Consider the following 25,958-nt stretch of genomic DNA (forward strand, 5'->3'; position numbering starts at 1 on the left):
TGCCATCGGGGGGAAGTTTGTATTGTCACCCCATGACCCAGGCCGCGTGGCCTCGCCCCTCCCACCCTGCGATGCGCGCTTTTGGCTTGGTTTGGCCCCGGCAGGTTGCTGGTGGCCAAAGGCGTTCTGCTAGTTGAGCGACGCCTTTCGTGAAGTATGAATAATCCCCAAACCGGCTAGCTCGGCCCTACCCATCTGCCGGCCGCGCCCAGCGTCGCGGGCTTCCCCCACTGCATTCTGGGTTTGGCCGGCCGCCGGGTGTTTCCCGCCGCATTACCGCTTTCTATGCAATACCCCCCGCTTGTCACGTTACCCCAGGTTCTTATGAAAAGAGTATTCATGCTGCTGAGTTGCGGCGTTTTGTGCTACACCACCGGCTGCAAGGAAGAGAAAAAACAAGTCGAAGAGCAGATTAGACTGGTGGCCACCAGCCCCTTGCAGAAGGACACCACCATCACGAAGGAGTACGTGGCTCAGATTCACTCCTACCAGCGCATCGAGCTGCGGGCGCTGGAGAAGGGCTACCTGGAGAAGATTTTCGTGGACGAGGGCCAGAAAGTAGCGCAGGGCCAGACCATGTTCCAGATTAAGCCCACCGTGTACCAGGCCGAGCTGAAGAAGTCGCAGGCCGAGGCGCACTACGTGCAGATGGAGTACCAGAACACCAAGAACCTGGCCGACAAGAACATCGTGTCGAAGAGCGAGCTGGCGCTGTCGCAGGCCAAGTACGACAAGGCCAACGCCGACGTATCGCTGGCTCAGGCCCACCTGCAGTTCACGACGGTGAAGGCCCCGTTCACCGGCATCATGGACCACTTCCAGGGCCGGCTGGGCAGTCTCGTGGACGAGGGCGACCTGCTGACGACCCTGTCGGACAACAGCAAAATGTGGGTGTACTACAACGTGCCCGAGGCCGAATACCTGGCTTATAAGGAGCACGCCAAGTCGAACGACAAGGCCGCGCACGTGAAGCTGCGCATGGCCAACAACGAGGTGTTCGACCAGACCGGCATCGTGCAAACCATTGAGGCTGATTTCAATAATGAAACCGGCAACATCGCCTTCCGCGCCACCTTCCCCAACCCCGACGGCCTGCTGCGCAACGGCGAAACCGGCAGCGTGCTCATGACCGTGCCGCTGAAACACGCCCTCATCATCCCGCAGAAAGCCACCTTCGAAATCCTCGAAAAGAAATACGTCTTCGTGGTTGATAAAAACAACGTGGTGCACCAGCGCGAAGTCGGCATTGCCTCCGAAATGCCTGACCTGTACATCATTGGCTCCGGCATCACGCCCAACGACCGCATCCTCCTGGAAGGCCTGCGCAAGGTGAAAGACGGCGACAAGGTGACCTACGACTACAAAGCGCCGCAGGGGGTGCTCTCGAATTTGAAGGTGACGGCCGAGTAAGCGTCAGGGCGCCGCCCGGCGGGGTGTAGCGTGGACTCTGCGAGTCCGCGCCCGGGCGAACATCCCGCTCATGCGCGGACTCGCAGAGTCCACGCTACAGGTGCCCGGCACCTCTACCCATAATATCCACACAGCCAGAAGAATATGTTTAGTAAATTCATTCGCAGGCCCGTATTTGCCATTGTTATTTCGGTGTCCATTCTGCTCATGGGCGGGCTGGCCATCATGCAGCTGCCCACGTCGCAGTTTCCGGAGATTTCGCCGCCCCTTGTGATGGTGAGCGCCTCCTACCCTGGCGCTAGCGCTAAGGTGCTGACCGAGTCGGTGCTGATTCCGCTGGAGCAGGCGGTGAACGGGGTGCCGGGCATGAAGTATATGACTTCCGACGCCGTATCGGCCGGTGAGGCCAACATTCAGATTGTCTTCAACCTGGGTACCAACCCCGACCAGGCGGTGGTGAACGTGAACACCCGTATTGCGCAGGTGCTCAACCGCCTGCCGCTGATTGTGCAGCGCGAGGGCGTGATTGTGAACCGCGTGGTGCCTAACATGCTGATGTACGTGAACTTGTATTCGAAAGACAAGAACACGGACATGAAGTACCTGTTCAACTTCGCCGGCGTGAACATGATACCCGAGCTGCAGCGCCTCGGCGGCATTGGCCGGGCCAGCATCCTGGGTAGCCGGCAGTACGCCATGCGCGTGTGGCTGAAGCCCGACCGCATGCGGGCCTACAACATCTCGGTAGACGACGTGATGAAGGCGCTGGACGAGCAGAGCGTGATTGGCTCGCCGGGCCGTATCGGGCGCGCCGATGGCAAGAACGCGCAGTCGCTGGAATACGTGCTGAGCTACCAGGGCCGCTTCAACGACGTGGAGCAATATAAGAACGTGATTCTGCGGGCCAACGCCAACGGGGAAAGCCTGCACCTGAAGGACGTGGCCAACGTGGAGCTGGGCTCGGAATACTACGACATCTACTCCAACCTGAACCAGTACCCGTCGGCGGCCATCGTGCTGAAGCAGACCTACGGCTCGAACGCTTCGGACGTGATTAAAGAGGTGAAGGCTAAGCTGGAAGAGCTGAAGAAGACCAGCTTCCCGCCCGGCATGGACTACAAAATCACCTACGACGTGTCGAACTTCCTCGACGCCTCGATTGAGAACGTGATTCACACCCTGCGCGACGCCTTTATCCTGGTGGCGCTGGTGGTCTTCATCTTCCTCGGCGACTGGCGCTCGACGCTGATTCCGGCGCTGGCCGTGCCGGTGTCGCTGGTGGGCTCGTTCATTGCGATGCAGGCCTTTGGCCTCACCATCAACATGATTACGCTGTTTGCGCTAGTGCTTTCGATTGGTATTGTGGTCGATAACGCCATTGTGGTGATTGAGGCGGTGCACGCCAAGATGGACGAGCAGCATCTATCGCCCTATAATGCAGTCCGACAAGTCGTTGGCGAAATCAGCGGCGCCATTATCGGCATCACCATCATGATGACGGCCGTGTTCATTCCCGTGTCGTTCATGAGCGGCCCGGTGGGCATTTTCTACCGCCAGTTCTCCATTACCATGGCCACGGCCATCGTGATTTCGGGCCTCGTGGCTCTGACCCTGACGCCGGTGCTTTGCGCCATGATTCTGAAAAACCACCACGGCGAGCCCAAGAAGAAAACGCCCTTGCAGCGCTTCTTCGACTGGTTCAACCGCGGGTTTGAGAAGCTGACGAATGCTTACGTGGGCCTGCTGCAACGCATTGTAGCCAACCGTATTGTGACGTTCGTGATGCTGGTGGCCTTCGGGCTGGGCATCTGGGCCATCTCCGCAGGTCTGCCGGCTGGCTTCATTCCGAGCGAGGACCAGGGCCTGATTTACGCCATCGTGCAGACGCCGCCCGGCACCACGCTGGAACAAACCAACGCCGTATCGCACCGCCTGCGCGACCTGGCCAAGGACGTGCCCGGCATCGCCAACATCTCGACCCTGGCTGGCTACGAGGTACTGACTGAGGGCCGCGGCTCGAACGCCGGCACTTGCTTGATTGACTTGAAGCCGTGGTCGGAGCGTAAGGAATCCATTGCCGAGATTGTGGAGCAGCTGGAGAAAAAGGCCAAGGAAATTCCCGGCGCGACCATCGAATTCTTCGAGCCGCCGGCAGTACCGGGCTACGGCGCGGCAGGTGGTTTCCAACTGCAGCTGCTTGATAAGACCAACTCCGGCGACTACAAGGCGCTGGAAAAAGTGAACAACGAATTCATCGCCAAGCTGAAAAAGCGCAAGGAGCTGACCGGTGTGTTCACCTTCTTCTCGGCCAACTACCCGCAGTACGAGCTCAAGATTGACAACGAGCTGGCCATGCAAAAAGGCGTGAGCATCGGCAATGCCATGAACACGCTGAGCATCCTGGTGGGCTCGACCTATGAACTGGGCTTCATCAAGTACCAGCGCTTTTTCAAGGTGTTCGTGCAGGCCTCGCCGGAGTACCGCAAGCTGCCCGAGGACATCCTGAACATGTGGGCCAAGAACGACAAGGGCGAAATGGTACCCTTCTCGGCCTTCATGAAAATCGTGAAGACGCAGGGCGCCAACGAAATCAACCGCTACAACATGTACACCACCGGCTCCATCCGGGGTGGCGCCGCGCCGGGCTTCAGCTCGGGCGAGGCTATCAAGGCGGTGCAGGAAGTGGCCGAGAGCTTGCCCCACGGCTACGGCATCGACTGGGGCGGCCTGTCGAAAGACGAAGTGGGCCGCGGCAACGAGTCGACCGTGATTTTCCTCATCGTGCTCGTGTTCGTGTACCTGGTGCTGGCCGCGCAGTACGAAAGCTTCCTGTTGCCGCTGGCCGTTATCCTTTCGCTGGTGGCGGGTGTGTTTGGCTCGTTCCTCTTCATCAAGATGTTTGGCCTGGCCAACGACATTTACGCCCAGGTTGGTCTGGTAATGCTTGTCGGTCTGCTGGGTAAAAACGCGGTACTGATTGTCGAATTCGCGGCCCTGAAACACGAGGAAGGCATGAGCGTGCGCGACGCGGCCATCGAAGGTGCCAAGACCCGTTTCCGCCCGATTCTCATGACCTCGTTCGCCTTCATCGCCGGCCTGATTCCGCTGGTGGTGGCCACCGGCGCCGGCGCCATCGGCAACCGCACCATCGGTAGCTCGGCGCTGGGCGGCATGCTGTTCGGTACGGTGTTCGGGGTAATCATCATCCCCGGCCTGTACTACTTCTTCGGCACCCTGGCCGGCAACAGCAAACTAATTAAGGATGAGAATGAATCGCCCATCCTCGAAGGCGTAGAGCCCCGCGTTATACTTGAAGAAATGGAGCCTTATGCTTAAGAAACGAATTTATCAAGCCCTCGGCGCGGCCGGCCTGGCCCTCGCCGTGGGGGCCTGCAAGACCCCGGAGCTGGTGGTGAAGAACGAAACCCGCAACACGCCGGCCAGCTACCCCACGGCCTCGGCCGCTGCCACCGCCACCGCCGACAGCGCCAACCTGGCCCGCGTGCAGTGGAAACAGTTTTTCACCGACCCCAACCTGAAATCCCTGATTGAGACGGCCCTGCAAAACAACCAGGAGCTGAACATCACGCTGCAGGAAATCGAGATTGCCAAGAACGAAGTGCGTGCCCGCAGCGGCGAGTACCTGCCCTTCGTGGGCCTGGGGGCTCGCGCCGACGTGGAGAAAGTGGGCCGCTACACGTTGCAAGGCGCTACCGAGGAGCAGGTCGACATCAAGGAAGACCGCCGCACGCCTGACCCGCTCACTAACTTCCAGCTGGGCGCGTTTGCCACCTGGGAGGTCGACATCTGGCACAAACTGCGCAACGCCAAGAAGGCGGCCGCCCTGCGCTACCTGGCTTCGGTGGAAGGCAAAAACTTCATGGTGACCAACCTGATTTCGGAGATTGCCAACTCGTATTACGAGCTGCTGGCGCTGGACAATCAGCTGGCCATTGTGAAGCAGAACATCGGCATTCAGAGCAACGCGCTGGAGCTGGTGCGCCTGCAGAAGGAATCGGCCCGCACCACCGAGTTGGCCGTCAAGCGCTTCGAGGCCCAGGTGCAGCATACGCGCAGCCTGCAGTTCAAGCTGCAGCAAAGCATCACCGAAACCGAGAACAAGCTGAACTACCTGGCCGGCCGCTACCCGCAGCCGGTGACGCGCGACGACGCCACGTTCAACGACTTGCAGCCGTCCGTCATCACGGCTGGCCTGCCCACCCAGCTGCTCAGCAACCGCCCCGACATCCGGCAGGCCGAGCAGCAGCTGGCAGCCGCCAAGCTGGACGTGCAGGTGGCCCGGGCCAACTTCTATCCCTCGCTGAGCCTGGCCGGCGGCGTGGGCCTGGCGGCCTTCACGCCCGGCCTGCTGGTGAGCACGCCGCAGTCCATGCTCTATTCGCTGGGCGCCGATTTGGCCGGGCCGCTGTTCAACCGTAACGGCATCAAGGCCACCTACTACAGCGCCAACGCCACCCAAACCCAGGCCGTGTACCGCTACGAAAAGACGGTGCTGAATGCCTACGTGGAGGTAAGCAACCAGCTTTCCAACATCAGCAACCTGGAGAAAAGCTACGACGCTAAGGCCAAGGAAGTAGCGGCCCTGAACCAGTCGGTCGATATCTCGAACAGCCTCTTCCGCTACGCCCGCGCCGACTACACGGAAGTTCTCTTCACCCAGCGCGACGCGTTGGAGTCGAAGTTCGACCTCATCGAAACCAAGATGCAGCAGCTCAATGCGACGGTGAACGTGTACCGCGCGCTGGGTGGCGGCTGGCAATAGCTGGGCGCCGCAAAGCCCCGTAGCCGTTAGAGCAGCACAAGAAGCGCCCCGCACGAGTTCGTAGCGGGGCGTTTTGTGTTCAGCCCGGTGGTGTTGCCCGTACGCGGCAAGGGAGGGCTGGGCCGTTGGTAGGACCGGAGCGGCACGCGTATCTTGGACGAGCCTATTGACTTTTGTGCCCAGCTATGCCTTCCGGCAACTCCGACCCGATGCCCGCTGAACGTGCCACCGACCGCCGGCCCAGCCACTACCCCGAACCGACGGAAACGCCCGTCCCCCTTGCGGAGGCCAGCCACCGGCACCGTCTGAGCGACGCTGTGCTGCTCACCGCCACCCGGTGGCGGCCGCTGGTGGCCGTGCTCGAAGCCGTGCAGTCGCACACGGCCAGCGACTCCGTGTTTCACACCCGCCGCCTCCGGATTAATGCCCAGATTGCCCGGGTCTATGACGAGCTGAAAGCCGAAAAACCCAGCCGCAAAACGCTGCTGCACGCATTCCAGACCATGGGCGAGCTGGTGAAAGAAGAAGCGCGCGACATCAGCAAAGACGAGTTGAAGCAGGCCGCGAAGGAAGTGGTGCTGGCCACCCTCAAAAATGCCCCAGGCCTGATAAGCGCCGCTCACCAGGCCCGGCTGCTTTCCTGAGCGGGACAGCATACGAGGCCCTGGCAGCCGGGCAGGCGTTTTGCGTAGAGCAAGGACTTCTTGTTTGCTATGTGCTATGAAAACGCTGTACCTGCTGGCCGTGCTGCCGCCGGAGCCCGTCTTTTCCGAAACCTGGGCCCTGAAGCAGGAGGTGCATCGCCTCACGGGCAGTCGCAACGCCGTGCGGCTGCCACCCCACATCACGCTGCTGCCGCCCCTGCGCCAGCCCGATGCGTTTGAGGCCCGCTGCACGGCGGCGCTAACGGCTTTTGCGGCCACGCAGGGCCCGGCCAGCGTGGCCCTGCGTGGCTTTGCGTGGTTTGGTAACCGCACCCTGTTTGTGCGCGTAAGCGAGCCCGGCCCCATCCGGGCGCTGCACGCGGCCCTCATGGACTGGTGCGCCATTCACCTGCCCGAAGTGCCACCCGAGAGCCGGCCCTTCACGCCGCACCTCACGCTGGCCACCCGCGACCTGCCGCCCGTGCAGGTGCCCGCGCTGCAGGAACAGTTTGCGGCCCGTTCCTACGCCGCAGGGTTTGTGGTGAGCCACCTCACGCTGTTTCGTCACGACGGGCAACGCTGGGAGCCACGCGTCACCTTTGGCCTGGCCGATACCGGGACGGCCAAGCCGCTGACGGGCTGAAAGGGCGCTTAGGTGGTGCCTCAGGCGGCTCAGTCCCACTTCAGTAAGCTGTGCCGCAGGCCAGGCCAACACTTTTGCGTCGATTGCGTTAAAAGCTCTCGATTTCGCGTTTTGCGACGCGGGATATGGTTTCACTAACTTCTTAGCCGCTATGAAAAAGCAATTGTTTCTGCTCGCGCTGTTGGTTACATCGGCCGGCTATTCGGCCAGTGCCCAAACCAGCACCACCACCACTACTCGCCAAACCACGGTAACGCCGGCTACGCCCGCCTCGCCGTCGTACCCGACTGCCATACCGGCTCCCGCCCCGGCTATCAGCACCGAGTCGACTACCACCACGGTAGAAACGGCGCCTGCTAGTTCCACCACCACAGTTGTGACGCCCGCTCCGGCCATGCAAACCGATGCCAAGGTGAAGGACAAGCGCAATAAGACCAAGATTAAGCCCAAGAAATAGGCAACTGCCTGTTTTGTCCAGCTACCAGTGGCCGGCCGCAAGCAATTGCGGCCGGCCATTATTGCTTATGGCGCATTGATTTGCAGTGTGAGGTAGCTAAGTAGTTGCTAGGCGGTATGAAGTTTCCAACTTTGGCAATGGTACGGCTATTAAATGATAAATATCATTTTTCTACGTAGGTCACAGATTGTTTGTAATTTTAGTCAAATAAAATATTTTTTTTGTACATTTATTTCGGCTTGAGATGACGCAGTATGATTCCACCATTTCCCTTCTATTCCAACTTGCCGGGTAAAGTGGAGGCCACCATCTACCACACGCACCCGCGGTGCAAAGTGGCGTTGAAGATTGCCGAAACGGCGCGCGTGCTGGGAATGGGGGAGGAGAGGCATGAGTGCCCATTTTGCTACTTGTTGGGACAATTCGAAACCAGCCGCTTGGCTACGGGCAGCCCCGGCCGCGGGCTGGCACGCGAACCGGCCGGAGGCTACGCCAACAGCAGCGCCGCCCGCGAAAACGCCTGTGCAAACCCGCCGCGCTAAGGCTGGCTGCCGGGCCGAGCAGCCGCCAGCCCGTTTCTTTGCGGCAGTGCCGGCCCCAGGCAGCTAGGGAAGCTGCCGCGCCCGCGCACCGCCTTTGCCTATGCCGCTAATTGAAGTTGTTGACGACCGCCTGGCGCGATTGTTTATTGAATTGCCGGCCCGTCTGCACGCCGGCGTGCCCAACTACATCGGCCCGCTCGAAAACGAGGTGGAAGCCGTGTTTGACCCCGCCAAAAACCCTAAATTCAAAAACGGCGAGTGCGCCCGCTGGGTGCTCACCGACGCCAGCGGCCAGACCATGGGCCGGGTGGCCGCCTTCCTCAACCGCGACGCGGTGGACGTGCAAAACGCCGAGTTGCCCACCGGCGGCATGGGCTTCTTTGAGTGCATCGACGACCAAGCGGCCGCCAATCAGCTCTTCGAGGCGGCCCGGCTCTGGCTGGCGGCCCGCGGCATGCAGGCCATGGACGGCCCCATCAACTTCGGCGAGCGGGACCGGTTCTGGGGCCTGCTCATCGATGGCTACGACCTGGAGCCGAACTACGGTATGTTCTGGCACCCGGCTTATTACCGGCCGCTGTTTGAGCAGTATGGGTTCGAACTCTATTTCAAGCAGTACACCTGCTACCGCACCACGGCGGCCGAGCTGCACCCCAGTTTCGCGAAGCGGGCCGAGGAGCACGCCGGCACCTACCGCTTTGCCCACGCCCGCAAACAGGAGGCCGAAAAGCTGGCCCAGGACTTCCACCACGTGTACAACCTGGCCTGGGCCCGGCACTCGGGCGTGAAGCCCATGACCCTGGACGAAGCCCGCAAGATTGTGCAGCAGATGAAGCCCGTGCTGGACGAGCGCCTGCTCTGGTTTGCCTACCACGGCGAGGAGCCGGTGGCCTTTTTCATCAGCCTGCCCGAGCTGAATCAGATTTTCAAGCACGTGGGCCGGCGCCTCAACTTGCTGGGCAAGCTGCGCTTTTTGTGGGAGCAGCGCCGCTACATGCAGCGCCGCGACAAGAAGCTGTTCGGCATCATCTACGGCGTGGTGCCCGAGCACCAAGGCAAGGGCGTGGACGCGGCCATGCTGGTGTATGCCCGCCAGGCCTTCATCGACGCGGGCTACGCCGACATTGAGATGAACTGGATTGGCGACTTCAACCCGCGCATGCTGGTGACCACCCGCTCTATCGGCGCCAAGATTCTGAAAACCCACGCCACCTACCGCTACCTCTTCGACCGCGAAAGGCCGTTTGAGCGGATGCCGATAATTCGGTAAAATGGTGGATGAGTAAATGCGTAAAGTGGATGTTCTGGCGCTATTAATAGAGCTATCAGAACATCTACTTTACGCATTTACTCAATCTACCATTTTACCCCTTAGAAGGGATAACCAATGGCTAAGTTGAACCGGCCCGCGGGATTATCGGGCGTGCCGTAAGGGGCTTTAAACGGCAGGGCGTAGTCGAAGCGGATGACGAAAAACTGCACGTCGATGCGCAGGCCCGCGCCGTAGCCCACGGCCAGCTGGTTAAGGAAGCTATTGGCTTTGAACTCGCCGCCGGGCCGCTCGGGGTCGGCGTTGGCCAGCCAGATGTTGCCGGCATCTACGAACAGGGCGCCTTTGACGTAGGGCACCAGGTCCTGGCGGTATTCCACGTTGCCTTCGAGGCGGATGTCGCCCACCTGGTCGTAGAACTGGTTGAGGCTCTGCTCGGTGGTTTGGGGGCGGTAGGTGCCGGGCCCAATGCCGCGCGCTGCGAAGGCCCGCACGCTGTTGGGGCCGCCAATGCCGTACTGCTTGGGATAGGGCAGCACCACGGAGTTGCCGTAGGGCATGCCGATGCCGGCCTGCAGGCGCGCCACGATGCGGTTGCCGGAGGTGGGATTCTGGCTGATGCGGTAGTACTCGCGCAGCTCCAAATCAAACTTCAGGTACTGGCTGAACTGCTGGCCCAGCACGGTGTAGCCCTGGTCGGGCAGGTTGCGGCTCTGGCCCGTGGCCTGGGCAATGAGGCTGGCCACGTTGCCGCTGCCCTCTACCTGGCCGCTGAAATAAATCTGCTGGCGGCGCTGCTCCAGCACCTGCTGGTTGTAGGTGTAGCGGTAGGAACTGGCCAGAATGAACTGCTGCTCGAAAGCGCTGCGCAGGTAGCGCCGCGTGTCCAGCAGGGTGTTGAATGCCTCGGTGGTGTTGCTCAGGCGCACGTAGGTGACGTCGATGGGCCGGATTTCCTGCTCGTTGGTAATCTTCGTTTTGAAGGTGTAGCCGTAGTTCAGGTTGAAGAAGTCCTCGCGGAAATAGTCGGCCCGCGTCACGGTGCGGTAGCCGGCCCCGAGGGTGGTGCGCGGCTGGAAATCGGAATTGGGCAGGTGCATGTCGAGCAGCGGCAAGTCGGGCACCACCAGCCGCGGAAACACCAGCTGCGCGTTCAGCCCAAACTCGTAGCTGGTGAGGCCGAGGGCGCCGTTGCCGTTGCCGCTTTGGGTTTCGGTACTGGCCACGGCGTTCACCAGCAGCTGCTCGCCGCCGCGCAGGGCCGAGCGGTTGCGAAACGACAACGTGAGGCCGGGGCCGGTGAAGCCGTTGCTCTTGCTCACCAGCTGCAGGTCGGCCCGCAGGCTTTTGCGCTTGAGCTGGGTCATCAGCACGTCGGCGTCGAGGCGGGCGCGGCCAGCCGAATCGCCGGCCGCCGAAGGCCGCAGCCGGATTTCCACGAACTTGAACGTATTCAAACTCATCAGGCGGCTGATGGTCTGGTCGCGGCGGCGGCGGCGGTACAGGCTGTCCGGGTACAGGAAAGTGGCGTTGGTAATGGCTTTGGCCTTGAATATTTCCTCGTCGGGGTAGTATTCGTACTTCTTGTACATAATGGGCTGCCGGGTGGTCGTATCCGTCAGCACATAGTTGGTGTTCAGGCGAATGCGTTCGAGCCAGTAGGGCTTGGTGGCTTTGTCCGGCGCCTTGGCCTTCACCCGCAGGTACACGTTGATTTTGTTGTTCAGCGTGCTGTCGACCTGAAACAGGATGTAGTCGGGGTTGAAGTAGAAGTAGCCCGAGTTTTTCAGCGCGTTGTCGATGCGCACCCGCTCGGCCGTGAAGGTGTTCAGGTTGTAGGCATCGCCCACTTTGAGCAGGCTGCCCGCCTGCGTGGCCCGAATGTCCTTATCCACCAGCGTGTCGCGGTCGGGAAAATGAATTTCCTGAATGGTATATACCCGGCCGGTATTGGCCGTGTAGTTCACCTGCGCGGTTTTTTCCTGGGTTTTCACCTCGTTGGTCACCGTGCCTTTGAAGAAGCCGTTATTATAGAGCCGGTTGGTGATGAGGCCGCTGGTGGCGGCAATCTTCACATCCTTCAGCAGCACCGGTGCTTCCCCAAACTTGTCGGCCAGGAAATGGCCCAGGCCCTTGGTTTTGCCTTGGCCCAGGCCCCAGAAATACAGCTTCGGCCGCAGCCCCAGAAACGAGGCATTGGGCTTGGGCCGGATAACCGATTCCAGCTCCGTCTGCAACGCGGACTCATTGGTGATTTTCTCGGGCGAGTTGATGGTGACCTTGCTGCCGGTATACAGCTTTTGGCCCTCAGGCACGTATTTCAGCCCCGAGCAGGCCGACAGGCACAGCAGCGCCAGCGTCGTGATTGCCCAGGCCCCAAGCCGGCTGCCCGAGGTGCCCGCGTGGCCGCCCCGGGGAGCTGCGCCAGGCCCGGCATCAGAACGGCGGTAGTAAGTAAGCATACGCAAATTCGGTATTAGCGTCCGGTGGTGGACTTGTCACGCGTGGAGTCAGCCCGCGCCGCGGGCTGGTTTTGCTGCACGGAGTCTTTTTCGGCTTTTTTCTCGGCTTTCACTTCCTTGCGCTCGGCGCGGCGCTCAGCTTTCACGTCTTTGGGCACCTTCGAGAACAGCTCCTTCAGGTCGCGGTAGTCGCGCTGGAACACCAGGGCCGCGCCCGTCCGAATAATCTGCCCGTCGATGTCTTCATAGCCGTTTTGGCGGAACACGCGCACCCGCAGGCGGCCGTCGGCCAGCACCCGGTACTCAATGCTCACGTCGCCGGCCAGGTTGCTGGCGCTGTTCTGGCCTTGCGTGGCCTGCGTGCCCGAGCCGCCGCTCAGGTTGATGTCGGTGCCCACGCGCACGGTCAGGCGGTTGTTGAGCAGCTGGCGACGCACAGCCACGTTCAGGTCGGTGCGGCTTCGGGCTTCGCCGGTGCTGTAGTCGGCTTGGTTGGTCACGCCCAGGTCCAGGCCCAGGCCGGAGAGGTATTTATCGGTCAGGTTGTTGAGCTGGTCGGTGAGCACGGCGCTGGCGCTGCCCCGCAGCTGCGTGGCCACAATGCCCTCGCCGCTGCTGGTCTGGAAGGGGTTTTGGGCCACAAAGCGACCCAGAATCAGCAGCGAAAACACCTGCTTGCTGAGCTCCGACGTCTGGCTGGGCTGGCGCAGCTGGGCCAGCTTAGTATCCACCTGCCCGCCCAGGGCTCCGCGCTGATTTTCGGGCAGCGTGATGTCGAAGCCGATGGTGGGCTTGCTGAGCTGGTCGGTCACCTTCAGCAGCACGTTGAAGGGTAGGCGGTTGCGGGCAATGGTGTTGGCCGTCTGGTCGTCGAGGCCCTGGCCGGCCAGCAGCTCGGCCGGAGCGGCCTGCACTTTATAGATGGCCGTGAGGTCGAGGGTGGCGTTGTAGGGGTCGCCGTCCCAGGTGATGGACGAGCCGCGGGCCAGGATGAAATCGCGCTGGGCCAGGTCGTAGAGCGACATGTGATACTGGCCACGGGCCACGTCGAGCCGGCCGCTCAGCGTGATGGTGCCGTCGGGGGCAATGTTGGTGTTGAGCGTGCCGGCGGCTCGCACCTTCAGGTTGTCGCCACTAACCGGGTCGATGACGATGGTGAACGGCGTGCGGTTGGTGATGGTCACCACGGCCGTGATGTCGTAGCCCGTGGCGTTCACCTTGGTGGTATCGAGGGCCACCTTGCGGGCCAGCATGGTGTCGATGGGCGCACTCACGTCAATGAACTCCACAATGCCGGTGCGCTCCTGCGTGGTAGGCGTGGCCGCCGGCGACTCCACCGTCAGGTTCGAGCCTTCCACCACGGTCACGCGGGTGTCAATCTTGATAAGCTCCACGGGCCCCGTCAGGCGCGTTTCCGAGTCGAGCACCAGCCGGCCGTAGAACAGTTCGTTGTTTTCGCGGGTGCTGCGCACGGCCAGGAAATTGTTGGTCGTGGCCGTCATGTCGAAGGAATAGTTGATGAAGTCCTTCGTGAGCAGGTAGCCATTTGCCACGGCCTTGTTCGAGGCCGAATCGAGCACCGTGAAGTTGTTGAAGGCAATGCCGCGGCCATCGAACGTGAGCGACTGATTGGGCAGCCGGAACGGCGAGCCCAGCTGCGGCACAATGAAGCCGGCATCGGCCGAGGTGTTGAGCGTGCCGCGCACCACCGGCGCCGAGGGCGCGCCCGTCACCGTGAGCTGCCCGCTGATGTAGCCGTTGGCATTGCGCACCTGGCCCACCGAGAAAGGCTCCACCAGTTTCAGGTTGAGGCGGTTGGCGTCCACGGTTAGGTTCAGCGGAGCGGGGCTGTTGGCGAGGTAGGTGCCGCGCACCTGCACGTCGTTGCCGCTGCCGCCCACGCTGCCCACGGCGCCGCCGGTCAGGCGGGCATCCACGTCGTAGCGGCCCGCGCTGGGGTTGGTGGCGTTGAAGGCGATGTCGCCGATAAGCGCCTTCTGGAACACCAGGTTCTTGACGGTGGCATCGGCCGTGAAGGCCTGATTGGGCTTGCCTAGGTTGTCGATGCGGGCCGTGCCATTCAGCTGCCCGGCCACCAGCGAATCCTGCTGCTGCACAATCTTGGCCAGCTCGGCCAGCTCGAAATTGGTAAACGTGACGCCCAGCGGCGAGCTAGGCACCGCGGGGTTCTGGCTTTGCAGGGCCAGCGTGCTGCGGCCATTGGTCAGGTTGAGGCCGCTGGCCACCACGGCGCCGGTGGGGTAGTAGCGCACGTAGTTGTTGGCGCCCGCCGTCCAGTTTTCATAGTTGATAATCTGCTCGGGCGCGGCCTCGAACTGGTAGGCCACTTCGCCGCGCGGCTGGGCCAGCGCTTGCGCGGTGCCGGCCAGCGCCAGCCGCTCACGGTTGGCCGAGTCGCCCAGAATGGCGGCGCGGGCAAATACCTTGTTGTTGGCCACGTTGCCAATCACGCTGGGACGGCGCAGCTTCAGGGTTGTGTCCTGGGCGGCTTGGGCCAGACGCAGGCCATAATCCAGCTTGCCGGGGTCCGAGTCCACGTTCAGCCGCAGCGAATCGAGCCGGTAGTTGTTGTACTGAATGAGGGGAATGCTGGTGTTGGCCGTGAGGCGGGCCGCCTGCCGCGAGTATTCGCCGGCCAGCGTGAAGGGCGAAATCTTCTTCAGGCCCGGCACCAGCTTGGTGGCCAGCTTGGGGTCTTTCAGCTTGAGCGAGTAGGTGAAATGGCGGTCGGCGGCGCTGGGCACATACTTCACGCCAGGCACGTCGAAGTAGCGGTCAAGGTGCTGTTGCAGCTCGGTGGCAATGTCGCCGAGGTGCACGTTGCCGTCGAGGTTCACGTTAGCAATGTCGGAGGTGATGACGGCGGTGGTGCGCGTGGCCATCTGCACGATGCGGCCGTTGAGCGAATCGAGCGCGAAAGGCTGGTTGTCGCGCACTATCACAATCTTCTGGCCGCTGAAGGTGCCGTTCAGCGAGTTCAAATCCGAGCCGCGCAGGTTGGCTTTAAGGTTGCCCTGCACCCGCAGGTCGCCGCCGGTGTAGAAGCCCAGCGCTGTGAGGTTAGCGCCGCGCAGGTTCAGACTGGTTACTTCGTAAGTAGGATTGCGGGCATCTCGCAGATTTACCACGGCCTGCAGGTCTAGGTTCAGGTTGGGGTCGTTCTTGCTGTTGGCGTTGATGACGTAGCGGTTGCGGTCGAGGTCGACCGTCGCCACCACACCGCGGTAGGTGTAGCCATTGTAGCGGGCGCTCTGCACGGTGCTTTGCACCCGGCCCACCAGCGTGCCGGGGTCCTTCAAGTTACCCGTGGCATTGATGCGCCCTGTGGCCGTGACGCGCCCGATTTGCGGGTTTTTGAGCAGCTTGCCAAAGTCAAACCCACCCACCGCGAAGGTGCCCACCAGCGGCTGCCGCCCGTTGGCCTGCGGCGCGCCCACGTTGCCGCTGAAAGCCAGGTCGCCGTAGGTGCTGCGCAGCTTCAGGTTGGTGTCGAACGCCAGCGTGGTGGGCCGGCCGCGGAAGGTGCCGCTAAGTGCCAGCGAGGGCGGAATGCTGATGTTGCTGGGAATGCTGCCCTTCGGCGCCAAGCTGCGAATGTCGGCCTCGGTGGTATGAAAATCCTGAATGTCGAGGTCGGCATACAGCCGCGCATCGGTATTGGGCAGGCCCTGAATGCGGCCGCGGCGGGCCTTCAGCACTGTGTTGCGCAGGCCCACAAACTCCAGGTTGCGCACGGTGAAGTCGCCCACGCGCCCGGCAATCTGCCCATTCAGCAGCACCGACTGGTTGGGGCCCGTGTTGAAAGGCGGCGTGCCGGCTAAATCCGGCGCCAGGTACAGAATGTCGCGGAAGCCCAGCCGCACATCGCGCAGGTCGCCTTCAATCTTCAGGTTCGGCAGGTTCTTGGTGTCGCCCAGCGCGGCCAGGCTTTCGTAGCCAATGGCCAGCGTGCGCCGGATGCGGGTGTGCGGCGTCACCAAGTCGAGGCTGTCGAGGCGAATCTGCACCGAGTCGTACACCACGTTGGCCCGCCACTTATCAATCTGAAAGCCGCTTTGCTCTTTGCCGGCCAGGTTTTCCACGCGGCCGGTGGTGCTGTTTTCGGAGTAGCGCAGGTCGCGCGTGTTCAGCACCAGGTCCGTAAAGTGCAGGTGGTTGTAGTCCATGGCCGGCACGCGGGTGCGCTGCTTCGGCTCGTTGAAGTTGTCGAAATTGACGGCCAGGCCGCTGATGTCGGACTGGTCGAGGTTCACGCGCCAGCCGGGCGAGGCGGCGGCCTGGCCGGTAGCGGCTTTGGCTTTGTCGGTGGCTTCGTCGAGCTTGCGCACGGCTTCGGCGGGGTTCACCACTCGCTCTTCCACCGGCACCTGCTCATTTTGGGCGTAGGCGAAAGTGGTGTTTTTAAGCGTGAGCTTGCCCAGGTTAACGCGCTGCCGCTGCAGGTCGATGTCCTTGGCGGTGACGTCGGCCAGGCCGATGGTGGTGCTGATGTACTGCGCGGCCGGGTCGTTTTTATACACAAACCGCACGCTGTCGAGCGTGGCCCGGTTCAGGCCGAACTGCAGGGTGAGCGGCTCGGTGGGGCCGGGGCTTTCCACCTCCGGGGCCGTTTTGGTCTGCACAATGCTGATGGCCGAGCGGCGCAGGGCCGCATTATCCACCTTGTAGATGGAGTTGTCCACATCTACCTCGTCCATGTTGGCCGTGAATTCCCCGATGCGGGCCCGAATGTCGGAACCGGTCACCTGGTCATTCTGCGTGAAGTAGATGTTGGTGAGCCGGGCCTTGCCGATGTCGTACTTCAGGCCCGAAGCCGTGGTGTCCACCGGCGCCGTGGGGTCGGTGAAGGCCGCAATGATGAAGTCGTAGTTGTTCACCGAGTCGGGCTCGGTGCGGGTGAGGCGCACCCGGCCGTCGTTCAGCTCCACGTTCGACACGTTGACTTGGCTGTGCAGCAGGGCCCAGATGTCGACGTCGACACCCAGGTGGCCCACCGAAAGCAGCGTATCGCGCTTTTGGTCTTCCACGTACACCCCGTCGAGGTTGATGACGTGACGAAAGTCCGTGCGAAACTTACCAATGCGCACCTCCGTGCCCAGCTTGCCGCGCAGGTAGCTCTCGGCGCGCTTGGCTACAAAGTCTTGCCCCGCAGAGAATTGCAAAAACACCACCACCGCTATGACGAGCAGCAGCACCAAGGCAATTAACCCCAGCAATCCGTAAAGGGCACGACGCAGAAAAGTGGACAAGGCAGGAAGGAATTAGCGGCAACACGTAGCAAGGCAGCCCTTCCAAACGCAAAACCCCGGGCCGGGGTTGGAAACCGGGTCCGTATTGACCGAAGGTGAAATGACACGTAATAAATCGGGGCGCCGAAATCTTTCTATTTGAAGTCTACCAAAACGGCCGCCGGGCACTAGAATTCAGCAACTGAGTACAATCGATTGCACAAATGGTGTCTGGATATTCCTATTCCGTCTTGCACAACGGGTTGCACAAGGCCATTCCTCCGTCGCGGTTCCTCCTTCTTCACTCCGCAAGGCGTTATCTTTCGCCCCCAAATCCCACCAAGCTTCCCGCATGACAATACGTTTTTCCCTTCCCTACCGCACCGTGTTCGGCCAGCGTTTGGCCGTGTGTGGCTCGCGGCCCGAGCTGGGCGGCTGGCAGCTGGCCAGTGCCGCACCCCTGCACTACGACGAAGCCACGACCTGCTGGAGCCTCGACCTGGAAGTGCCCGATGCCGCCGGCAGCCTCTCCTATAAGTACGTACTGCTCGACGCCAACACCGGCGCTCAGCACTGGGAGCACGGCCCCAATCGCGCCGTGGCCTACGACCCCGCCCGCGCCCAGCGCCTGCGCCTGGCCGACTACTGGCGCGCCCCGGCCCAGCCCGAAAACGAGCTGCTGACCGCCGCCTTCACCAAAGCCCTGTTCCGCCGCCCCGGCGCCCCGGCGCCAACCGAAGCCCTGGCAGCCAAAACCAAAAAGGCTACTAAAGCACCCAAAGCCGCGAAGGCCACTGAAGCTGCCGAACCAGCCAGCACCTCTCAGCCGGCTGGTACCCCCCCAGCGGCCGGCGAAACCGTGTTTCAGCTGGTGGCGCCCCGTGTGGACCCGCACCTCAGCCTGTGCATCCTCGGCTCCGACCCCGCCCTCGGCGCCTGGGACAACACCAAAGCCCTCGTACTGACCGATGCTGCCTACCCCACCTGGAGCGGCCGCATCAAGCTGCAAAGCCCCGGCGAGGACTGCCACTATAAATACGCCATGTGGGACCCGGCCGCCGGCCACGCCCTCGACATGGAAGGCGGCGACAACCGCGTGGTGCCCGCCAATCAGGACCGCACCGCCGCCCGCGTCTTCAACGACGAGGGCTACCGCTACCCCGACGCTTGGCGCGGGGCCGGCGTGGCGCTGCCCGTGTTTGCCATGCGCTCCGGGCAGGGCCTTGGGGTAGGGGAGTTCTCCGATTTGAAGCTGCTCACCGATTGGGCCGTGAAAACGGGACTGCAGTTGATTCAGATTCTGCCCATCAACGACACCACGGCCACCCACACCTGGGTCGATTCTTACCCGTACGCGGCCATTTCGGTGTTTGCGCTGCACCCGCAGTTCATCCACCTCGAAGGCATTGCCGCGCTCAAGGACAAGAAGGCCGCCAAAGAGCTGGCCCAACTCAAGCAGGAGCTCAACGCCAAGGATTTCGTGGACTACGAGCCGGTAATGAACGCCAAGTGGAAGTTTCTCAAGCTGCTCTACAAGCAGGAGAAGCAGAACTTCCTGGCCGATGCCGGCTACCGCGCGTTCTACGCCAGCCAGGCCGAATGGCTGGTGCCCTACGCGGCTTTCTCAGCCCTGCGCGACCGGTTCGGCACCGCCGACTTCCAGCAGTGGCCTGAGGAGTTCCGCACCCCGCAAAACCTGGAAGCCCTGACCGCCGAAACCGCGCCCGACTACGACGAGTACGGCCTGTTTTTCTTTGTGCAGTATCACCTCGACAAGCAGCTGTTGGCCGCCGTCGACTACGCCCGCGCCCACGGCGTGGTGCTGAAGGGCGACCTGCCCATCGGCATCTACCGCCACTCGGTGGACGCCTGGACGCAGCCCGAGCTCTACCACATGGACCGCCAGGCCGGCGCCCCGCCCGACGATTTCTCCACCACCGGCCAGAACTGGCGCTTCCCCACCTACAACTGGGAGCGCATGGCCCAGGACGACTACAAGTGGTGGAAGCAGCGCATGGGCCATCTCGCCCGCTACTTCGACACGCTGCGCATCGACCATATTCTGGGCTTCTTCCGCATCTGGGAGATGCCCATTGAGTCGGTGGAGGGCCTGCTGGGACATTTTTCGCCCGCGCTGCCGTTGCACCGCCACGAGATTGAGCGCCGCCTGGGCTGGTTCGACTACTCGCGCCTGTGCGAGCCCTACATCCGCTGGCACATGCTGCAGGACATCTTCCAGGGCGAAGCCCAGAACGTGTTCGACGAGTACATGTACGACGCCAGCTACGGCCGCATTCACCTGAAGGAGAATGTGGACGACCAGCGCAAGATTGAAGCCTACATCGCCCAAAAAATAGCCGATTACCCCGAGCACACGGAATACTTCCAGTGGCTGCAAACCGGCTTGTTCAAGCTGGTGAACGAGGTGCTGTTTGTGCCGGCCGGCAACGACTTCTACCACCCGCGCATCACGCTCAACAAGAGCTACTCTTTCCGCGAGCTCGACAGCGACGAGGACCGCCGCCGCCTCTACGACGACATCTACATCGACTTCTTCTTCCGGCGCCACGAGGAGTTCTGGCGCCAGCAGGGCCTCGTGAAACTGCCGCCCGTGCGCTACGCCACCGACATGCTCATCTGCGGCGAAGACCTGGGTATGGTGCCCGCCTCGGTGCCCGGCGTGATGAAGGAACTCGGCATCTTGGGCCTCCACATCCAGCGCATGCCTTCGGACCCGGCCACCGAATTTGGGCATCCCGACGCGGCGCCTTACCTGAACGTGGTCACGACCAGCAGCCACGACATGAGCACCGTGCGCGGCTGGTGGGAAGAAGACCGGGTGCGTACCCAGCGCTTTTTCGAAACCATGCTCGGCCACTGGCGCGAGGTGGCGCCGTTCTACTGCGAGCCCTGGGTGGCGCGCGAAATCCTGGTGCAGCACCTGCACTCGCCGGCCATGTGGGCCATTTTCCCGCTGCAGGATTTGCTGGCCATCGACGGCCACCTGCGCCGGGCCAACCCGCACGACGAGCAAATCAACGTGCCCAGCAATCCGACCCATTTCTGGAAATACCGCCTCCACCTACCGCTCGAAGAGTTGGTGGATGCCGTTGGTTTCAACGAGCCGCTCCGGGCGCTGGTAGCCACCAGCGGCCGAAAAAAATAGTGCCTTTGCAAATCCGGAAGCCACTTCCGGTTCGTAAAAAAAAGCCCGCAATTGCGGGCTTTTTTTGTGTTCAGACAGTTGAAGCGGTAGGTGTTAAAATAGAATATTTTTTATAAAAAAATTTCATGAGAGATTTTAAGTAAGTATAATATATGGGTTTTGTGATAATGAATGGATGGCCGAAAGAGGGATTTATGGTCAGTAGAATAATGGTTAAAAGCTGAAGTTGGTCGGGTGTAAGCCGTTGTTCATCGAATATTAACTAGCGACAATAAAAAAAGAATGGTACTTTTGGGGGCTAGAAAAGGTTACGTTTTGGCAGAAATTTTAATTAAAGCAGTCGATTACCCGGCGTTGGCCCCTAGCCTGATGCCCTTCTGATTTTTCATTGGCAGCTTTTGGCCGCCCACATCATAAGCACAACTGAATTCACTACATTTTTACCCTTTCCCATTATGAGGATTTCCTTACCATCTAGGTTGGCTACTTCGGTGGCCGAGCCGTTGCGGCGCACCGTTAATCGAGCCGGTTCGTCGTTCCGGTGGGGCGCCGGTTTGTTAGGGCTATTGTTGGCAGGCAGTGCTTCGGACGCCTCCGCACAGACCTGCAACCAGGTAGTTACTTTCAACTACACCAACGCAACGCCGGACGGCAGCCGCACCACGGGGTCGGACAAGGTGAGCAGCGGCTCGCCGGGCACTTCCGTTACCTACAGCAACTACACCGGCAGTGCCGGCGCCGCCATCAACACGTTTGCCGTGGGCGCCAACGCCGTGCTCGGCACGGGCAAGTTCCTGGTGTGGCAGCGCAACGTGACCGGCGGCGGCCCCACCTCCGACGTGGCCACCGTGGTGTACACCTTCAGCCGGCCGGTGAATAACCTCACCATGACGTTTACGGACGTTGACAAAGACCTGGTAAACGGCAGCTTTATCGACCGGCTTACCCTGGATGCCTACCCCACGGCTACCGGCGGCACGCTGATTGACCTGGCGCCCAGCAATTTTTCGGGCCCGGGCATCAACAACAACATCCAGAAGTTTGTGGGCAACGGCAGCACGGCTACCGCGACCTCCGACCCCGTTTACAAGCGAAACGCCATCACGGGCATCGCCGTGAGCAATGGCATCACGACCGGCGACATCACGGTGAGCTTCCCCGGCACGGTGCAGCGCATCGAGTTCACCTACGAGAACATCGCGCCCTTCGCCACCAATACCACCGACCGCACCCACACCATCGGCTTCGAGTTCCTGACCTTCTGCGCCCAGGCCGATGTGTACGCCAACTTCACTGCTGGCCCCACCACGGGCCTGCCCAGCGGCACCAATACCTTCACGGTGAACTTTGGCAACAGCGGCCCCGAGTCGTCGACCACCACCACCCGTTCGGTGACCATCCCGGCCGGCGCCACGGTGACGAGCACCGGCGGCGGCACGCTGGTAGGCAACACGCTGAGCTTCCCCACCATCGCCTCTACTTCGGGCACGAACACCTCGTTCACGTACTCGTACACGCTGCCGGCTGTGCCGGGCATTTATTATGCCCCCAACACGGCCACCACCACCACCAGTGCCAGCCAGAACGGCACCACGGCCAACGATACCGACTCCCGCACGACGCTGGTGGCGCCGGTCACGGACGTGGCCACTACCATCAGCGGCCCGGCTTCCATCACGCAGGGCAACCTGATTACGCTGAACGTAACGACTTCCAACCTGGGCGCCCTGCCCACGGCCGAAGTCGTGCAAACCGTGGCACTACCCGCCAACCTGACCAATGTGTTCGTCTCGAACAACGGCACGTATGATGCAGCCAGCGGCACCGTGACGTTCCCCACCTTGGCTACGCTCGGCGCCGGCCAGACGGTGGCCAACACCATCAGCTTCAAGGCCACGGGCTCGGATTTTGGCCCCATTGCTCGGGTTAGCCTCGCTGCCGGCAACAGCAGCGACTCCAATACCGCCAACAATACGGCTTACTACAACGGCTCGGCAGGCATCACCAACGTGCAGTTCAACTACCCGCCCACGAACCCGCTGGTGGCCAACCTGAACACCACCATTTCGGCCTCGGCCCAGACGGTAAACGCCGGTAACCAGGTAACACTGACTGTTGTGGCCGCCAACGCCGGCCCTTCGCCCGCTACCAACGTGGTGGAACTCGTGCAACTGCTGCCCGGCCTCACGGGGCTGCAGCTAGACGGCGCCAGCGGCACCCCCAGCGGCAATACCGTGAACTTCGCCAGCGGTGCTCAGTACAACACCACCACGGGCCTGCTGACCCTGCCGGCCATTACGACCCTGGCCAGCGCCAGCTCGCAGAGCTATAGCATTAAGTTTAACGCACCGACCAACGTGGGCGACGGCGGCATGCTGCTGACGGCTTCGGTGGGCGCAACGACGACTTCCTCGGCGACCATAACCGTGGACCCGATAGTGGCCGACAACGCGGCTTCGACCAAAGTGAACGTGGTGCCGAACGCCGACGTGGCCGCTTCCATCGCCGGCCTGGGTTCGGTGCTGCTGGGCCAGGAAGTTCGTTACACGGCTTTCTTCACGAACAACGGCCCCTCGACTGCTGTCAACCTGATTCCGACGGTGCAACTGCCCGCCGGCCTGACGGGCGTGAGCACGGACGGCACTTACAACAGCGGCACGGGCGTGGTAACGTTCCCCGCCATTGAAACCAGCCCGGTTGGCATCACGCAGGTATACACGGTGAGCTTCACGCCCACCACGGTGGGCAGCTACCCGGCCACGGCCAGCGTAACGACCAGTTCGGTTGACGGTACCTACGCCAACAACTCGGCCAGCGCCACCACCACGGTAGCAGCTTCGGCCGACCTGACGGTGCGCCTGAATGGCCCCTCGACGGTGGCCGTGAACGGCCCGGTGACGTACGTGGCCGAAACCACCAACAACGGCCCCTCGACTTCCGGCACGGTGACCACCACCATTCAGCTGCCGGCAAACCTTGCCGCTGCGCCCACGCTGAGCCCCAACGGGGTGTACACCGCTTCGACGGGTATTGTGACCTTTACCAACGCTGCGTTGGTAAGCGGCGCCACGGTGGCAAACGCCGCCACCTTTGTGAACCCGCAGGCACTCAACAGCCAGTTGACCAGCACGGCGCAGGTTACCGGCGCTACCGTGACGGACCCGGTTTCTACCAACAATTCTGCCACCACCGCTTCGGTAAACGTGACGGCCTCGGCCAACACGGGCATTAGCATGTTTACCACGCTTACGCCCAACGTTACCACGGTGGCCCCGGGTGGGTCGGTGACTTACACCGTCGTGTTTGATAACAACAACGGCACCAACACCGCCAACAACGTGGTGCAGCGTCTGTACCTGCCCCCTGGCACGGTGGTAACCGGTACCAGCACCGGCGCTGGCACCTATAACCAGACCACGGGCGTCTACACGTTCAGCGGCACCAGCCTGAGCTCCAACGGCGGGAACGCCCGCGATACCTACACGGTGACGGTGACGGCCCCCACGGTGGGTACGCTGTACGCTGTGTCGGCAGTAGCTGGTCCTTACAACGAGGGCACAACGGCCGCCGCTGCGGCCGATAACTACGCTTACCGCACGGTGACCCTCACGCCTACGGTTGCTCCCACGGCTTACGACGTGACCACTTCCATCAGCGGCCCCGATGCAGCTCTGCCCAACACGACGCTGACCTATACGGTGCAAACGCTGAACAACGGCCCGGCTACCGCTCCTTCGGTGGTGCAGACCGTGACGCTGCTCAACGGCGTGACGGCCAGCAACATCACCGGCGGTGGTGTGCAGACCGGCAACACCATTACCTTCCCCGCCATCACGAACCAAGTGCCCGGCCCGGCCGGTGAGGTTATCAACACCTTCACCATTTCGATGAATGCCCCCGGCACGGGCGGTACCTTCGTCTCGGCCAACGTGACCGCCACCGGCGAAAGCAACACCGGTAACAACCAGGCCAGCGTGACCACCCAGCCGCTGAACCAGCCCCCGTACGCCGCCAATGTGGTGAACGCACTGCAGTCGCCCCAGGGCAACACGGCCGGCGCCCTGAACATCTCGCCGCTGGTGGGCACCGACGACAATACGGTTACCAGCTACGTGCTGACGAGCCTCCCGAACGCCACCACGCAGGGCACGCTTTACTACAACAATGGCGGCACCTACACGGCCATCACGAGCACCTCGGTGTCGCTGACCCCCACCCAAGCTGCCTCGCTGCGCTTCGACCCCGTGTCGACGTTCACCGGCAACGTGTTCTTCACCTACGCGGCCATCGACAACGGCAACTTGCAGAGCCTCGACGCCCTCTACACCATCCGCGTGGGCCAGGACAACGCCGCTCTTTACACCGTGCTGCCGGCCAAAGGCGGTTCGGCTGCCAACGGCTTCACCAAGTACCTGAACGGCGACGTGATTGCCTACGTGTACGACCTCAACGGGGCTCGGTACAACTCGTCGGGCCAGCTCTATAACACCACCACCGGCGTGCTGGCTACCGGCGCCGCCAATGGCCTGGCCACCACCGGCACCAACGCCACCACCACTCCCGCCGCCACCACGCAGCTGAGCAACATCGGCGTCTCCCTGAATGCCGCCACCGGCCTCTTCACCGTGACGGACCGCACCAAGCTGGTGGCCGGCACCTATACCATTCCGGTGACCACCACCGACCTGTTCGGCGGCGTGACCGTGAACAACGTGAGCTTCACCATCGGCGCGGCTCCGCTGCCCGTCGAGCTGAAAGAGTTTGCCGTGACGGCCGTGAAAAACATCGACGCCGCCCTGACCTGGACCACGGCTTCGGAGAAGAACAACGACCACTTCGACGTGGAGCGTAGCTTCAACGGTTCCGACTTCGTGAAAATCGCGCAGGTGAAAGGCCAGGGCACGACCTCGGCCGGCTCTACCTACGCCCTGACCGATGCCGGCGCCGGTGCCAAAGCCACGGGCCGGGTGTACTACCGCCTGCTGCAGGTAGACACCGACGGCACGAGCACCTACTCGCCGGTGCGCACGGTGGCCTTCACCAAGAGCGCCGTTGAGCTGGGCATCGCCCTCTCGCCGAACCCCGCCTCGGGCAACACGCAACTCGACCTGACCTCGCTGCCCGCCGGCACCTACCAGGTGAGCGTGCTCGACGCCATGGGCCGCACTGTGCTGGGCAAAGTGCTGCCCGCCGGCCTAGCGCACGCCCTCGACCTGAACACCATCGCCAGCGGCACCTACGTGGTGCTGGTGCGTGGCCAGAACGGCGGCCAGGTAGTGAACCTGACCAAGCGCCTCGTGAAAGAATAACGCACGAGCGACAGCCGGCTTGC

General features: G+C 62.1%; 11 protein-coding genes. 9 read left to right on the forward strand and 2 right to left on the reverse strand.

Annotated features, from left to right (window positions below; genetic code table 11):
* The first annotated feature begins 324 nt into the window (after positions 1–324).
* From MUN81_RS04325 to MUN81_RS04355, 7 genes are all read left to right on the forward strand, one after another.
* Positions 325–1,410, forward strand: coding sequence for an efflux RND transporter periplasmic adaptor subunit (locus MUN81_RS04325; RefSeq protein ID WP_245115401.1), 1,086 nt, complete (start codon positions 325–327; stop codon positions 1,408–1,410).
* Between the two features lie 144 nt (positions 1,411–1,554).
* Entirely contained in the window at positions 1,555–4,746 is a 3,192-nt protein-coding gene (locus tag MUN81_RS04330) for an efflux RND transporter permease subunit (RefSeq protein ID WP_245115403.1), read from the forward strand.
* A complete protein-coding gene (locus MUN81_RS04335; protein ID WP_245115405.1) occupies positions 4,739–6,193 on the forward strand; it encodes a TolC family protein in 1,455 nt (484 codons plus the stop codon). The genes MUN81_RS04330 and MUN81_RS04335 overlap by 8 nt, the downstream gene beginning before the upstream one ends.
* Positions 6,194–6,402: 209 nt before the next feature.
* The gene (locus tag MUN81_RS04340; RefSeq protein ID WP_245115407.1) at positions 6,403–6,837 is read left to right on the forward strand and encodes a hypothetical protein; all 435 of its coding nucleotides are present in this window, start codon (positions 6,403–6,405) and stop codon (positions 6,835–6,837) included.
* 76 nt (positions 6,838–6,913) lie between these two features.
* Complete coding sequence (locus MUN81_RS04345) at positions 6,914–7,480, forward strand: 2'-5' RNA ligase family protein (RefSeq protein WP_245115409.1); 567 nt, start codon at positions 6,914–6,916, stop codon at positions 7,478–7,480.
* A gap of 151 nt (positions 7,481–7,631) precedes the next feature.
* Positions 7,632–7,937, forward strand: coding sequence for a hypothetical protein (locus MUN81_RS04350; protein ID WP_245115411.1), 306 nt, complete (start codon positions 7,632–7,634; stop codon positions 7,935–7,937).
* A gap of 642 nt (positions 7,938–8,579) precedes the next feature.
* Positions 8,580–9,749 carry a hypothetical protein gene (locus MUN81_RS04355; RefSeq protein ID WP_245115413.1) on the forward strand — a complete coding sequence of 390 codons (1,170 nt, stop codon included), beginning with the start codon at positions 8,580–8,582 and terminating at the stop codon, positions 9,747–9,749.
* A gap of 101 nt (positions 9,750–9,850) precedes the next feature.
* On the opposite strand, the gene MUN81_RS04360 is transcribed toward MUN81_RS04355, so the two are convergent.
* Positions 9,851–12,211, reverse strand: a complete 2,361-nt coding sequence (locus MUN81_RS04360; RefSeq protein WP_245115415.1) for a BamA/TamA family outer membrane protein — start codon at positions 12,209–12,211, stop codon at positions 9,851–9,853.
* Positions 12,212–12,225: 14 nt separating this feature from the next.
* Complete coding sequence (locus MUN81_RS04365) at positions 12,226–17,481, reverse strand: translocation/assembly module TamB domain-containing protein (RefSeq protein WP_245115417.1); 5,256 nt, start codon at positions 17,479–17,481, stop codon at positions 12,226–12,228.
* A 331-nt stretch (positions 17,482–17,812) separates the two neighbouring features.
* On the opposite strand from MUN81_RS04365, the gene MUN81_RS04370 reads away from it, so the two are divergent.
* Both MUN81_RS04370 and MUN81_RS04375 read left to right on the forward strand, forming a co-directional pair.
* The gene (locus tag MUN81_RS04370; RefSeq protein ID WP_245115419.1) at positions 17,813–20,626 is read left to right on the forward strand and encodes a 4-alpha-glucanotransferase; all 2,814 of its coding nucleotides are present in this window, start codon (positions 17,813–17,815) and stop codon (positions 20,624–20,626) included.
* Positions 20,627–21,081: 455 nt separating this feature from the next.
* Positions 21,082–25,935: a hypothetical protein gene (locus MUN81_RS04375; RefSeq protein ID WP_245115420.1), complete on the forward strand. Its 4,854-nt coding sequence runs from the start codon at positions 21,082–21,084 to the stop codon at positions 25,933–25,935.
* Positions 25,936–25,958 lie beyond the last annotated feature (23 nt).

It is taken from the genome of Hymenobacter sp. 5317J-9 (genome assembly GCF_022921075.1).
Taxonomy (GTDB): domain Bacteria; phylum Bacteroidota; class Bacteroidia; order Cytophagales; family Hymenobacteraceae; genus Hymenobacter.

Excerpts from the sequence above, each read along its gene's own strand:
- MUN81_RS04340 (WP_245115407.1), top strand. The coding sequence starts at position 6,403 with ATGCCCGCTGAACGTGCCACCGACCGCCGGCCCAGCCACTACCCCGAA.
- MUN81_RS04325 (WP_245115401.1), top strand. The coding sequence starts at position 325 with ATGAAAAGAGTATTCATGCTGCTGAGTTGCGGCGTTTTGTGCTACACC.
- MUN81_RS04335 (WP_245115405.1), top strand. The coding sequence starts at position 4,739 with ATGCTTAAGAAACGAATTTATCAAGCCCTCGGCGCGGCCGGCCTGGCC.
- MUN81_RS04360 (WP_245115415.1), bottom strand. The coding sequence starts at position 12,211 with ATGCTTACTTACTACCGCCGTTCTGATGCCGGGCCTGGCGCAGCTCCC.
- MUN81_RS04330 (WP_245115403.1), top strand. The coding sequence starts at position 1,555 with ATGTTTAGTAAATTCATTCGCAGGCCCGTATTTGCCATTGTTATTTCG.
- MUN81_RS04355 (WP_245115413.1), top strand. The coding sequence starts at position 8,580 with ATGCCGCTAATTGAAGTTGTTGACGACCGCCTGGCGCGATTGTTTATT.
- MUN81_RS04370 (WP_245115419.1), top strand. The coding sequence starts at position 17,813 with ATGACAATACGTTTTTCCCTTCCCTACCGCACCGTGTTCGGCCAGCGT.
- MUN81_RS04345 (WP_245115409.1), top strand. The coding sequence starts at position 6,914 with ATGAAAACGCTGTACCTGCTGGCCGTGCTGCCGCCGGAGCCCGTCTTT.
- MUN81_RS04350 (WP_245115411.1), top strand. The coding sequence starts at position 7,632 with ATGAAAAAGCAATTGTTTCTGCTCGCGCTGTTGGTTACATCGGCCGGC.
- MUN81_RS04375 (WP_245115420.1), top strand. The coding sequence starts at position 21,082 with ATGAGGATTTCCTTACCATCTAGGTTGGCTACTTCGGTGGCCGAGCCG.